Raw genomic sequence first — 12,019 nt, 5'->3', positions numbered from 1 at the left:
TCCCCCTCCCGCTTGCGGGAGGGGTTGGGGGAGGGCATGTCGAAATGATGTATCTTCGTCGCCAACACGCCCACCTCCAACCCCTCCCGCAAGCGGGAGGGGAGCAGGAATGACCTCGCTCCTGTGGCTCCGGCAAGACCTGCGCCTGCACGACCAGCCGGCGCTGGTCGCCGCCGCGCACGAAGGCGCGGTGATCCCGGTCTATATTCTCGACGACGATGCGCCGGGCGACTGGCGGATTGGCGGGGCGCAGCGTTGGTGGCTGCATCATTCGCTGGTGGCGCTGGCCAAGGCATTGGAGGCCAAGGGTTCGCGATTGATCCTTCGGCGCGGCAAGTCGGTGAGCCAGCTTCGCAAGCTGCTCGACGAAACCGGGGCCGATCGCATCCATGCGCTGCACCATTATGAGCCGTGGTGGCTGAATGCAGAGGCGGCGCTTGGCGACCAGCTGTGCGTGCATGACGGCAACCATCTGGCGCGGATCGAGGCGGTGACCACCGGATCGGGCGGGTTGTTCAAAATCTATTCGTCATTCTGGAAGGCGTTGGCGCAGCAAATGCCGCCCCAGCCCGGATTGCCGATACCAGAGGCGATCGAGGCACCGGATACCTGGCCCCATAGCGACACGCTGACGGACTGGAAGCTGTTGCCGACCGATCCCGATTGGTCGGCTGGCTTTGCCGACTGGCAGCCGGGCGAGGATGCCGCCCGTGCGATTGCTCGGCGGTTTGCCGATCATGTCGAAGCCTATGACGAGGCGCGCAACCTTCCCTCGGTCGAGGGTAGTTCCAGGCTTTCGCCGCATCTGCATTTTGGCGAGATTTCGCCGCGCGATGCGTGGGGCTTGGCTGGCGGCGGGGAAAAGGCGACCACCTTTCACAAGGAACTGGCCTGGCGCGATTTCGCCAAGGGCGTGACGCTCGAACGTCCCGACTATGCCTATACCAACGGCCGGCCCAAATTCGATGCGATGCCGTGGCGCGATTCGCCTGCGGAATTGCGCGCGTGGCAGCGCGGGCGAACCGGCTATCCGATCGTCGATGCCGGGATGCGCCAGCTATGGGCGACCGGATGGATGCACAATCGCGTGCGGATGATCGCCGCCAGTTTCCTGATCAAGCATCTGCTGATCGATTGGCGCGCAGGGGAGCGGTGGTTCTGGGACACGCTGGTCGATGCCGATTATGGCAGCAATGCCGTGAACTGGCAGTGGGTTGCGGGGACCGGTATCGATTCGAACATGTTCGTGCGGATCATGGCGCCGCTGGTGCAGTCGGAAAAGTTCGACGCCGCCGATTACATCCGCCGCTGGGTGCCCGAGCTTGCCCATATCCGTGGGCCGGGCGTCCACGATCCCGACGAATATGGCTGCCGCCCCGCCGGCTACCCCGCCAAGATTATCGGCCACCGCGCCGCGCGCGAACGCGCGCTGGAGGCCGTGAAACAGGCGACATAGCCGACGCGCGGTGCTTGGTCGATGTCAGTCGATGCGTTCGTTGTGGTTGGCCTCGAACCCGTCGATCGCCATCGCCAGAATGCGCGCCGCCACGGTTTCGGGCGGCTTGACGCTGGCGGGGTCTTCGCCGGGATAGGCGCGCTCGCGCATCTTGGTGCGGGTCGCGCCGGGATCGAGAATCGCGGTGCGGATGTTGGTGATGTTCCGCACTTCCTCGCCATAGCTGGCAAGCAGGGTTTCGAACGCCGCCTTCGACGCGCCATAGGTGCCCCAATAGGCGCGCGGGGTGCGGCCCACGCTCGACGTCAGGCCGATGATGCGGGCACCGTCGGAGGCACGCAGCAGGCCGTCGAACGATGCGAGCAATGCTGCCTGTGCGGTGACGTTGAGCGTGAAGACCTTCGACCATTCCTTCATGTCGATCGCCGGGACGGCGCTGAGCGAACCCAGCATCGCTGCGTTGAGCACCAGGATGTCGAGTCGCTGCCAGCGTTCGTGGATCGCGCCTGCCAGGCGAACCACGCTGTCGGTTTGCGTCAGGTCCATCGGCGCGATCGTCGCGTTGCCGCCGGCGGCGTAGATTTTGTCCTCAATCTCTTCGAGGCCGCCGGTGGTGCGCGCAGTCAGCACCACATGCGCACCCGCATCGGCAAGCGCGAGCGCGGTGGCTGCACCGATGCCGCGGCTGGCACCGGTGACGAGCGCCAGCCGGCCGGAAAGGGGCTTTTCGGTCATGCAGTCCTCATATCGTGGGTTAGCCGACGCGCTCTTCCAGCATCGAGAATTGCTCGACCGGCGAGCTTTCATCCTGGTCGGTCAACGTCGTGGGATAATCGCCGGTGAAGCAGGCATCGCAATATTTGGGGCGGATTTCGGCACGGCTTGCTTCGCCCAGCGCCTTGTAGAGCCCGTCGATCGAAACGAAGGCAAGGCTGTCGGCGTGAATGAAATCGGTCATGCCGCTGACGTCGAACTTGGCGGCGAGCAGCTTGGCGCGCTCGGGGGTGTCGACGCCGTAGAAGCAGCTATGCCGCGTCGGCGGCGAGGCGATCCGCATGTGAATCTCGGCAGCGCCCGCCTCGCGCATCATTTCGACGATCTTGAGGCTGGTGGTGCCGCGGACGATCGAATCGTCGATCAGCACTACCCGCTTGCCCTTGATCAGCGCGCGATTGGCGTTGTGTTTGAGCTTCACGCCCAGATGTCGGACCTTGTCACCGGGCTGGATGAAGGTGCGCCCGACATAATGCGAGCGGATGATGCCTAGCTCGAAAGGAATGCCCGATTGCTGGGCATAGCCGATCGCCGCGGGCGTGCCCGAATCGGGAACGGGAATGATGAGGTCGGCCTCGACCGGATTCTCGATCGCCAGCTGCGCGCCGATCGCCTTTCGCACCGAATAGATCGAGCGGTCCTCGGCGATCGAATCGGGGCGCGAGAAATAGACATATTCGAAGATGCACGGGCGCGGCGCGACCGGCGCGAAGGGCCGAATCGAGCGGATGTCGTCGCCCTGGACGATCACCAACTCGCCCGGATCGACCGCGCGGACGAATTCTGCACCAACCACGTCGAGCGCGACCGTCTCCGACGCGAAGATGACGCTGTCGCCCAGGCGGCCCATCACCAGCGGGCGGATGCCGAGCGGATCGCGGCAGGCGATCATCCCTTCGGGCGTCATGCAGATCAGCGAATAGGCGCCTTCGACCTGCCGCAGCGCGTCGATGAACTTATCGAGCAGCGAGCGATAGCTCGACGTGGCGACCAGGTGGATGATGACTTCGGTATCGCTGGTCGATTGGAAGATCGAGCCGCGGCGAACCAGATCGCGCTTGAGCCGCATCGCGTTCGAGATGTTGCCGTTGTGCGCGATCGCGAAACCGCCGCTCGCCAGATCGGCGTAGAGCGGCTGGACGTTGCGAAGCGCCGTCTCGCCGGTGGTCGAATAGCGGACATGGCCGGCGGCGACATTGCCGGGCAATTGGCGGATAATGTCGTCGCGGTCGAAATTGCCCGCGACATGCCCCATCGCACGGTGGGTGTGAAACTGAACGCCGTCATAGCTCGAAATGCCGGCAGCTTCCTGCCCGCGATGTTGCAATGCGTGGAGACCAAGCGCCACGAGAGCGGCGGCGCTGTCGGTGCCCGACACGCCGAAAACACCGCATTCCTCGCGTAGCTTGTCGTCGTCGAACGGGTTTGTGGTTCGCATACGGCCAATGCTTTTATGGTGGGTTTCGCCGCCATATAGGCAGTCGATCGGGCTTTGTCGCCTGTTTGTAACAACCGCGACGACCCGAATGGCAAATAGCCCGATCGGTGCAATATTGGGACGATTGGGCGATGCTGATCGGGTGGTATTGCCAACCGCTGCCTGCGGCGATCGATGCCGTGTCGATTGAAGCGGCAGCGATCGCTGGCTAGACCCGGGCGATGGATAATCGCGATACCGGGCTGACGCTCGACCCCCGATATGATGCTGCGGGACTGATCACCGCCGTCGCCACCGATGCTGCCAGCGGCGAGGTGCTGATGCTGGCGCATATGAATGCCGAAGCGCTGGCGGCGACGATCGCCAGCCGCGAAGCTACCTTCTGGTCGCGTAGCCGGGGGCGGCTGTGGAAGAAGGGGGAAACGTCGGGGCATGTGCTGCGGGTGCGGGATATTCGGATCGACTGCGATCAGGATGCGGTGTGGCTGATCGTCGATCCGGTGGGGCCGGCGTGTCACACCGGCGCGCGGAGCTGTTTCTATCGGCGGGTAACAGCGCAAGGATTGGAGCCAGCGAGCGATGCCGAGGTGCCGGGGGCGCCGTGAAGATGGCGGTCCGGCTAGCATCGTGCGCATTTTTACTATGGGCTTTGACGGTGGCTGGTTGCTCGGACGGCGCGCCCAGGGATGGGTCGGCCGGGCCACCCGATCTGGAGACCGCAGCGATCGAGCGGGGGCTGGTGCGCGACCCCGATGATGCCAGCCTGGCGGGCCTGTATGCCCGCGATACCGATCGGCTCTGCCTGATCGGCGACGGCGGCACGTACCGGATCGGGGCGCTGGTGGACTATGGCCAGGGCATGGATTGCTCGGGGCGTGGGACCGCGACTCGTGCCGATACCGTCCTGCGGATCGAGCTGGAAAAGGGGTGCGCGTTCGATGCGACCATTGCCGACGAGCGGATCGTTTTCCCCGCGAGGCTGCCGGCCACCTGCAAGGCGCTTTGCCGGTCGCGGGCATCGCTTGGCGCGCTGACCGTCGATCGCATGTCGGGCGTTGATGCCGAGGCTCTGGCGCTGCGCGATCCGCGCGGGCGGATGTTGTGCGATGATGACGTTGGGTAGTTGACGTTTACGTAAGCGGAGGGTATGTATCGGACATGCCTCACGCGCTTTCCTCCACGACAGCGCTTGCGCCGATCGCGCCGCGCCAGGATCTTGAGTGCTTTACGATCTCGGACCTGTGCGCCGAATTCGGCGTCACCGCCCGCGCGCTGCGTTTTTACGAGGATGAGGGGCTGATCGCTCCCGAGCGGCGCGGTTTGTCGCGCATCTATTCGCATCGCGACCGCGCTCGGCTCGCCTGGATATTGCGCGGCAAGCGAGTCGGCTTCAGCCTGGGTGAAATCCGCGAAATGATCGACCTGTACGACGTCGGCGATGGCCGGCGGGTGCAGCGGCAGGTGACGATCGAGCGCTGCCGCGCGCGCGTCGCCGCGCTCGAGGCGCAAAAGCACGACATCGACGAAGCGATCGCCGAACTCAACGCCTTCCTGACCGTCGTCGATGGTCAGGCAATTACCAAAGACTGACCGGAGAGAATCATGCCGCAATATACGCCGCCCGTGCGCGATACGCGCTTCATCCTCGACCATGTCGTTCACCTCGACAAACACGCCAATCTGCCCGGCTTCGCCAATGCGACGCCCGATGTGGTCAACGCGGTGCTGGAGGAAGGCGGCAAGTTCGTCGCCGAAGTGCTGTTCCCGATCAACCTTTCGGGCGATCAACAGGGCTGCACGCGCCATGCCGATGGCAGCGTGACCACCCCGGATGGCTTCAAGGAGGCGTATCGCCAGTTCGTCGACAGCGGCTGGGCGACGCTTGCCGCGCCCGAGGCGTTTGGCGGGCAGGGGATGCCGCACGTCGTATCGACCGCGTTCGAGGAATATATGATCTCCGCCAACATGGCGTTCGCCATGTATCCGGGGCTGACTCACGGCGCGATCGCCGCGCTGCTGGCCAAGGGATCACTGGCACAGCAGGAGCTGTATGTTCCCAAAATGGTGTCGGGCGAATGGGGCGGCACGATGAACCTGACCGAGCCGCAATGCGGCACCGATCTGGGCCTGATCAAGACCAAGGCCGAACTCAATGCCGATGGATCGTACAGCATCACCGGCACCAAGATTTTCATCTCGTCGGGCGAGCATGACCTGACGTCGAACATCATCCATCTGGTGCTGGCCAAGACCCCCGGCGCGCCCGACAGCGTGAAGGGGATCAGCCTGTTCGTGGTGCCAAAGGTGATGGTGAACGACGACGGGTCGCTTGGCGCGCGCAATGCGGTGACCTGCGGATCGATCGAGCACAAGATGGGGATTCACGCCAATTCGACCTGCGTGATGAACTATGACGGCGCGACCGGCTGGCTGGTGGGTGAGGAGATGAAAGGCCTTGCCGCGATGTTCATCATGATGAACGCGGCGCGGCTGGGCGTGGGGCTGCAAGGACTTGGCGTTGCCGAGACCGCGTATCAGAACGCGGTGGCCTATGCCGGTGATCGGCGGCAGGGGCGCGCGCTGACCGGCGCTGCCGAACCCGCCGAAAAGGCCGATACGCTGTTCGTCCATCCCGATGTCCGCCGTATGCTGATGGAGGCAAAGGCGCTGACCGAGGGGCTTCGCGCGCTGTGTCTTTGGGGTGCGTTGCAGGTAGATCTGGCGCACAATGCCGCGACCGAGGAAGAGCGCGAAATGGCCGACGATCTGATCGGGCTGCTGACCCCGGTGATCAAGGGCTATGGCACCGACAAGGGCTATGACATCGCCACCAACGCGCAACAGGTTTATGGCGGCCACGGCTACATCGCCGAATGGGGCATGGAGCAATATGTCCGCGATGCGCGGATCGCGATGATCTATGAAGGCACCAACGGCGTCCAGGCAATGGACCTGGTCGGGCGCAAGCTGGCGCAAAAGGGCGGCCGGGCGGTGCAGGCGTTCTTCAAGCTGGTCGGCGACGAAATCGCCGATGCCAAGGCGCAGGACGAAGCAACCGCGCAGTTTGCCGGGCGGCTGGAAAAGGCGCTGGGCGATCTGCAGGCATCGACGATGTGGTTCATGGCCAATGGCATGCAGAACCCGAACAATGTCGGGGCCGGCGCGCATTCGTACATGCACATGATGGGAATCGTCGCGACCGGGCTGATGTGGCTGCGGATGGTGCGCGCCGCCAACATGCTGCTGGCAGCGGGCGAAGGCGACACCAAGTTCCTGGAGACCAAGCTGGTCACCGCGCGCTTCTATGCCGAGCGGGTGATGCCCGATACCGGCGCGCTTCGCCGCAAGATCGAGGGGGGCAGCGAAGCGATCATGGCGCTGTCGCCCGAGATGTTCCTGGCGGCCTGAAGGCGCGGCGGCGCTGCCGTCAAAGCGGCGTCGCGGGCGTTTTGGCGGGCGGAAGTGAAAGTGCCGGTCCCTGCGAGGGGGCGGGCATTTCGCTGTTGCGGCGGATGCCGGTCAGCGGCGAGGCTTCGGACTTGGGGACCGATGGCTCGGGTCTGGGCGGCGGCAGCATCTGGCGCTTCATACATTGCTGAGGCGCGGCGCGAATATAGCGCTCGCAGTTCCACAGCGCCTTTTCAAAACCGCCCTTGGTATCGCGCAGATAGCTGAACGCCATGCGCGCCATGACGGTGGGTTCGGCTGGCAGGGTCTTTGGCGTGTCGACTGGATCGACCCAGCCAAGCAGCTTGCAATAGGGCCGATCGCCGCAGACGCGCAGCGCATAGGCGGGGAAGTCGTTCGCCGCGATCCAGGGATCTAGGGTGATGACGAAGCTGTCGGCATCGCCTGCGAGCGGCGCGGGCAAGTCGGCTTCGCCGATCGCGGTGACATCGAGCGCGGGGGTGCCGGTAGTAGCTTCGGCACCGTGGGCGGGGGCGATGCCCTTCAGCTTGGCGATCAGTGGTTCGACGCCGGCATATTCTCCGCGAAACGCCGCCGGGGTTCCCCACCATCCGGTCCAGCGGAAGAACAAGTGGGTGTTCACTTCGCTGATCTTGTCGAGGCTGCTGCTCCAATAGGGGACGACCCAATCGGTGTGGTAATGGGTCGCGGTGCCCACTCGCTTGTCGACCTGACCAGCCAGCGCGGCGGCGGCGATCTCGCGGGCGCGGCCCCATGCGGCATCGGCATAACGGCGAGCGAGGGCACCGTCGCAGGTGAAGGTGAACTGGCAGCCGGTTGAGCGTTCGGCACCTTGAAACACCACGCCGCAAATGGTCTTGGGAAAGGCGGGATGGCGCAAGCGGTTGAGGATGACTTGTGCAACCGCGCGCTGGCCGACCGGGTCATCGCCCGATTCATACAGGACACCGGCGGTGAGGCAGTCAGTAGCCCGGGCGATGCTGTCGGGCGCGCCGGCGATCTTGAAAGGGCGCGCGGGCAGGTTTGGCGCGCTCGAAAAGGGCACCGTGGCGTTGAAGCGGCGTGCGTCGACGGGATCGAGCGCCACGAAGGCTGTGGGCTCTACCGGAGGCAGTTCGGCGGCGGGGATGACCCGTGGCTGCGGGCGCGCGACCTTGCGCTCGACGGGCATGATCGGCGGCGCGGTGGCGACGATGATCGCAGGCACCAGCACCGCCAGCAACGCGAGCACCGCCAGGATCGCACGAATAATGGGCGTCTTCGGAGAAGGGGGTGGATTCATGCGGGCCTTGTCACAGGGTTCGGGCGGCTGGGAGAAGGAAAAAGGGCCGCTCTGAGCGCCCCACCGTCACCCCGGAACCAGTCCGGGGTGACGGTGGCTTATTTCGCCCCCGTCATTCGGGCAGGAAGTCGGGGACCGACAGGTAGCGCTCGCCGGTGTCATAGTTGAACCCCAGCACCCGGCTGCCGGAGGGCAGATCGGCCAGCTTCTGCGCGATCGCAGCCAATGTCGCGCCAGACGAAATGCCAACCAGCATGCCCTCTTCTCGCGCCGAGCGCCGTGCCATTTCCTTGGCGGCTTCGGCGGCGACCTTCACCACGCCGTCGATCGCCTGGGTATGCAGGTTGCGCGGCACGAAGCCGGCACCGATGCCCTGAATCGGATGCGGGCCGGGTTGGCCGCCCGAGATGACCGGCGATGCCTCGGGCTCGACCGCATAGACCTTCAGGCCGGGCCAGCTCTTTTTCAATTCTTCCGACACCGCGGTGATGTGACCGCCGGTGCCGACGCCGGTGATGATCGCATCGATCGGCGTGTCGGCAAAATCGGCGAGGATTTCGTGAGCGGTGGTGCGGACATGGACGTCGATGTTCGCAGGGTTTTCGAACTGTTGCGGCATCCAGGCACCCGGCGTTTGTTCGACCAGTTCGATCGCACGCTCGATCGCACCCTTCATCCCCTTTTCGCGCGGGGTAAGGTCGAAGGTCGCGCCATAGGCGAGCATCAGCCGGCGACGCTCGATCGACATGCTTTCGGGCATCACCAGCACCAGCTTGTAACCCTTGACCGCCGCGACCATCGCCAGGCCGACGCCGGTATTGCCGCTGGTCGGCTCGACGATCGTGCCGCCGGGCTTGAGGTCGCCCGAAGCCTCGGCCGCTTCGATCATCGCGGCGGCGATCCGGTCCTTGATCGAACCGCCGGGGTTCGATCGCTCGGACTTGATCCACACTTCTGCATCGGGAAACAGCCGCGCGACGCGGATATGCGGGGTGTTGCCGATCGTGTCGAGGATCGTGTTGGCTTTCATGTCGTCTTCTCCTTGATCGGCGTGAATTCTAGGGTTGTGGGAGCCGCAAAGGTTCGTGCGCGGCCAAGTTCGGGGAACAGGCGCGCCCACCACGCGGTGACCAATATGGCGGCGATCCCGCCGCCTACAACCGCCACCACCGGGCCGACGGCGGCGGCAAGGAAGCCCGAGCGTGCCTCGCCCAACTCGTTCGAGCCCGAGATGAACAGGGTGGAGACCGCCCCCACACGGCCACGCATTTCATCGGGCGTATGCAACTGAATCAACGACTGGCGGACATAGACCGATACCATGTCGGTCGCGCCGACGACGAACAGCGAGGCGAGCGCCACCAGCACGGCGGGGGCAAAGTCGCTACCGATCGCGGCTGCGCCCATGACGGGCAACAGCAAGGGTGCCGACAGCCCGAACATCGCGGTCGCGGCCCCGAACGCGGCGACCGACCACAGCATCTTGACCCCGACATTGTTCGTCAGCGGTCGCCAGGCGAACCAGATCGCGACCAGCACCGCGCCCGCCGCCGGGGCCGCGCGCAAATGGCCGAGGCCATCGGCACCGATTTGCAGAATGTCGCGGGCATAAATCGGCAGCATCGCGGTCGCGCCGCCCAGCAGCACCGCGAACAGATCGAGGCTGATCGCGCCGAGCACCAGCCGGTTGCGCCGGACATAGGCAAGGCCATTGACCATCTGTGCCCACGGATTGCGCGCGCCGGTCATCTGCCTGCGCTCGACCGGGGTGATGAGCGTCAGCATCCCAAAGCCAAGGCTGAACAGCCCCGCCGATACCGCATAGGGAAGCCATTGGTTCGCGGCATAAAGATACCCGCCCATCGCAGGGCCGAGCACCGAGCCCGCCTGCCACGCGATCGAACTCATCGCGATCGCGGCGGGCAGCACCGCGATCGGGACCAGATTGGGGGCAAGCGCCTGCAGCGCCGGCCCGGCAAAGGCGCGCGCGACGCCGAGCAGGGCGGCGACGAAAAACAGCCAGGGCAGGGTGATCGCGCCGTGATAGGTCAGCCACGCCAGCAACAGCGCGCACATCGCCTCCAGCGCCACCGCGCCGCGCGCGATCCAGCGTCGATCGACGCGGTCGGCGACCCAGCCCGCGACCAGCGACAGCAGCAGTAACGGCACGAACTGCGCCACGCCGATCCAGCCAAGCTGGAACGCGGCATCGCGGATCGTCATGGTCTGGCGGGCGATGTCATATACCTGCCAGCCGATGACGATCACCATCGCCATCTGCGCCAATGTGTTCGACAGCCGCGCCAGCCAATAGGCGCGAAAATTGTGGATCGCGAAGGGATGCGGCGGCTTCATGCCGTGGGCTTAGGCCGGGCGAGCCTGGATGTGCAACGAGGCTTTGTGGGGCGGGGTAAAGGGCGGCTTGGCCGGCGGTGCTGCGATCGCCGCCAGCCATGCACATGCCTCAATTGCCGCCGTAATCTGGCTTGCCGCCGTCATCGTCGGGATAGTCATCGGGCGTGACGCTGCTCTGGTTTTCGACTGCGCCGCGATCATCCACCGGGGTGGGCTTATCGTTGGTGGTTTCGCCATCGGGCTTATTGGTCTGGGGGTCGTTCATCATCATCTCCATCGCAAGGGGTGCCCACATCAACGTGCGATTGTGCTATATGGAACCAAGCCTGCCCGTTTTGGTTCTTGCTGCGATGCAGCACAGAGGTATAGCATGCACGCCATGAAGCTCCCCGCAGAAGACGATGTTGCACCGCCCGCTGGCCCGGCCCCGACGATTTTCGAGGCGATCGTGCGCAAGACGTGCGTGTCGGCAACCTATAACCGCACCGAAATCATGCTGGCACCGCATGCCATCTGGACCCGGCATGGCGACATGTTCGTCGACGCCGTGACGTTGCGGCTGAACGCCGCGCCGCCTCGCGAAGTGAAGCTGGGGACGTTCAAGCTAATCGGCCTCGGCAATCTGACGCGCACCGACGAACGGTTCTTCGTCAGCGATTTGTTTCAGCCCGGCGACGTCAAATATGGCGGCGAGATTTTGTTGGCGGTCGAGCCCGACTGACCGGCTGGATGCCGGCACGCCCTAGCCTTGTAGAGTAAAAGGCTGGGGTGCATGCGCCTGTTTCCCTGGTTCGCGCGTTAAGCATCTGAACCTGGGAATTAAAACATGAGCGATGCCAACGACATTCGCGGCAATGGCGGCGAAACGCATCACCAGGCCGCGGGCGATACGCCGGTGCTGACGTCCAATCACGGCATGCCGATCAGCGACAATCAGAACAGCCTGAAATCGGGCAAGCGCGGGCCAACGCTGCTCGAAGATTTCGAGTTGCGCGAGAAGATATTCCACTTCGATCATGAGCGTATTCCTGAGCCGATCGTCCACTGCCGCGAAGCTTCCGCACGATGGAGGGGTTCGGCGTTCACACCTTCCAGTTGATCAATGCCGAGGGCAAATCGAGTTTCGTGAAGTTCCATTGGAAGCCGGTGCTCGGCCTGCAATCGACAATCTGGGACGAAGCGCTCAAGCTCCAGGCCACTGACAACAACTATCAGCGCCGCGACCTGTGGGAAGCGATCGACACCGGCAGCTTCCCCTAACAGGCTGCTGAAAAAGGGCTTGGCT

At 64.5% G+C, this 12,019-nt stretch carries 12 protein-coding genes and 1 pseudogene; 7 read left to right on the top strand and 6 right to left on the bottom strand.

Going from position 1 to position 12,019, the window contains the following annotated elements; genetic code table 11:
* Nucleotides 1-109: 109 nt before the first annotated feature.
* Nucleotides 110-1,456, top strand: a complete 1,347-nt coding sequence (locus QU44_RS15990) for a cryptochrome/photolyase family protein (protein WP_033923408.1) — start codon at nt 110-112, stop codon at nt 1,454-1,456.
* 24 nt (nt 1,457-1,480) lie between these two features.
* Here QU44_RS15990 and QU44_RS15985 read toward each other — a convergent pair whose 3' ends face one another.
* Both QU44_RS15985 and purF read right to left on the bottom strand, forming a co-directional pair.
* Nucleotides 1,481-2,191, bottom strand: a complete 711-nt coding sequence (locus QU44_RS15985; protein ID WP_033923407.1) for an SDR family NAD(P)-dependent oxidoreductase — start codon at nt 2,189-2,191, stop codon at nt 1,481-1,483.
* A gap of 19 nt (nt 2,192-2,210) precedes the next feature.
* The gene (purF, locus tag QU44_RS15980; RefSeq protein WP_033923406.1) at nt 2,211-3,668 is read right to left on the bottom strand and encodes an amidophosphoribosyltransferase; all 1,458 of its coding nucleotides are present in this window, start codon (nt 3,666-3,668) and stop codon (nt 2,211-2,213) included.
* A gap of 221 nt (nt 3,669-3,889) precedes the next feature.
* Between purF and hisI the strand changes: the two genes are divergently transcribed.
* The 4 genes from hisI to QU44_RS15960 are packed head-to-tail and all read left to right on the top strand — an operon-like array spanning nt 3,890 to nt 7,076.
* Nucleotides 3,890-4,273 (top strand): phosphoribosyl-AMP cyclohydrolase, encoded by a 384-nt coding sequence (gene hisI / locus QU44_RS15975; RefSeq protein WP_052134991.1) that lies wholly within the window; start codon nt 3,890-3,892, stop codon nt 4,271-4,273.
* Nucleotides 4,274-4,323: 50 nt separating this feature from the next.
* Nucleotides 4,324-4,791: a hypothetical protein gene (locus QU44_RS15970; protein WP_052134987.1), complete on the top strand. Its 468-nt coding sequence runs from the start codon at nt 4,324-4,326 to the stop codon at nt 4,789-4,791.
* Nucleotides 4,792-4,826: 35 nt separating this feature from the next.
* Nucleotides 4,827-5,258 (top strand): MerR family transcriptional regulator, encoded by a 432-nt coding sequence (locus tag QU44_RS15965; protein ID WP_033923405.1) that lies wholly within the window; start codon nt 4,827-4,829, stop codon nt 5,256-5,258.
* Between the two features lie 12 nt (nt 5,259-5,270).
* On the top strand, nt 5,271-7,076 hold the full coding sequence (locus QU44_RS15960; protein ID WP_033923404.1) for an acyl-CoA dehydrogenase C-terminal domain-containing protein: 1,806 nt from the start codon (nt 5,271-5,273) through the stop codon (nt 7,074-7,076).
* Between the two features lie 19 nt (nt 7,077-7,095).
* Here QU44_RS15960 and QU44_RS15955 read toward each other — a convergent pair whose 3' ends face one another.
* The 4 genes from QU44_RS15955 to QU44_RS18365 form a co-directional block, all read right to left on the bottom strand.
* Complete coding sequence (locus QU44_RS15955) at nt 7,096-8,379, bottom strand: cell wall hydrolase (RefSeq protein WP_231621780.1); 1,284 nt, start codon at nt 8,377-8,379, stop codon at nt 7,096-7,098.
* Between the two features lie 112 nt (nt 8,380-8,491).
* The gene (cysK, locus tag QU44_RS15950; protein ID WP_033923403.1) at nt 8,492-9,409 is read right to left on the bottom strand and encodes a cysteine synthase A; all 918 of its coding nucleotides are present in this window, start codon (nt 9,407-9,409) and stop codon (nt 8,492-8,494) included.
* Nucleotides 9,406-10,734 (bottom strand): MFS transporter, encoded by a 1,329-nt coding sequence (locus tag QU44_RS15945; protein WP_033923402.1) that lies wholly within the window; start codon nt 10,732-10,734, stop codon nt 9,406-9,408. The genes cysK and QU44_RS15945 overlap by 4 nt, the downstream gene beginning before the upstream one ends.
* Nucleotides 10,735-10,843: 109 nt before the next feature.
* On the bottom strand, nt 10,844-10,999 hold the full coding sequence (locus QU44_RS18365) for a hypothetical protein (protein ID WP_197054359.1): 156 nt from the start codon (nt 10,997-10,999) through the stop codon (nt 10,844-10,846).
* Between the two features lie 114 nt (nt 11,000-11,113).
* Here QU44_RS18365 and QU44_RS15940 point away from each other — a divergent pair, with 114 nt between their 5' ends.
* Both QU44_RS15940 and QU44_RS17965 read left to right on the top strand, forming a co-directional pair.
* Entirely contained in the window at nt 11,114-11,455 is a 342-nt protein-coding gene (locus QU44_RS15940; protein ID WP_033923409.1) for a hypothetical protein, read from the top strand.
* A gap of 105 nt (nt 11,456-11,560) precedes the next feature.
* A pseudogene (locus QU44_RS17965) lies at nt 11,561-11,991 on the top strand (catalase); the annotation flags it as partial.
* Nucleotides 11,992-12,019 lie beyond the last annotated feature (28 nt).

The sequence above is a fragment of the Sphingomonas sp. 37zxx genome (assembly GCF_000786205.1).
Lineage (GTDB): Bacteria > Pseudomonadota > Alphaproteobacteria > Sphingomonadales > Sphingomonadaceae > Sphingomonas.
This window is presented reverse-complemented; position numbering and strand designations above follow the sequence as displayed.

Bases quoted from the DNA above. Each gene is read 5' to 3' on its own strand.
- QU44_RS15990 (WP_033923408.1), top strand. From the start codon at position 110: ATGACCTCGCTCCTGTGGCTCCGGCAAGACCTGCGCCTGCACGACCAG.
- QU44_RS15985 (WP_033923407.1), bottom strand. From the start codon at position 2,191: ATGACCGAAAAGCCCCTTTCCGGCCGGCTGGCGCTCGTCACCGGTGCC.
- purF (WP_033923406.1), bottom strand. From the start codon at position 3,668: ATGCGAACCACAAACCCGTTCGACGACGACAAGCTACGCGAGGAATGC.
- hisI (WP_052134991.1), top strand. From the start codon at position 3,890: ATGGATAATCGCGATACCGGGCTGACGCTCGACCCCCGATATGATGCT.
- QU44_RS15965 (WP_033923405.1), top strand. From the start codon at position 4,827: ATGCCTCACGCGCTTTCCTCCACGACAGCGCTTGCGCCGATCGCGCCG.
- QU44_RS15960 (WP_033923404.1), top strand. From the start codon at position 5,271: ATGCCGCAATATACGCCGCCCGTGCGCGATACGCGCTTCATCCTCGAC.
- QU44_RS15955 (WP_231621780.1), bottom strand. From the start codon at position 8,379: ATGAATCCACCCCCTTCTCCGAAGACGCCCATTATTCGTGCGATCCTG.
- cysK (WP_033923403.1), bottom strand. From the start codon at position 9,409: ATGAAAGCCAACACGATCCTCGACACGATCGGCAACACCCCGCATATC.
- QU44_RS15945 (WP_033923402.1), bottom strand. From the start codon at position 10,734: ATGAAGCCGCCGCATCCCTTCGCGATCCACAATTTTCGCGCCTATTGG.
- QU44_RS18365 (WP_197054359.1), bottom strand. From the start codon at position 10,999: ATGAACGACCCCCAGACCAATAAGCCCGATGGCGAAACCACCAACGAT.
- QU44_RS15940 (WP_033923409.1), top strand. From the start codon at position 11,114: ATGAAGCTCCCCGCAGAAGACGATGTTGCACCGCCCGCTGGCCCGGCC.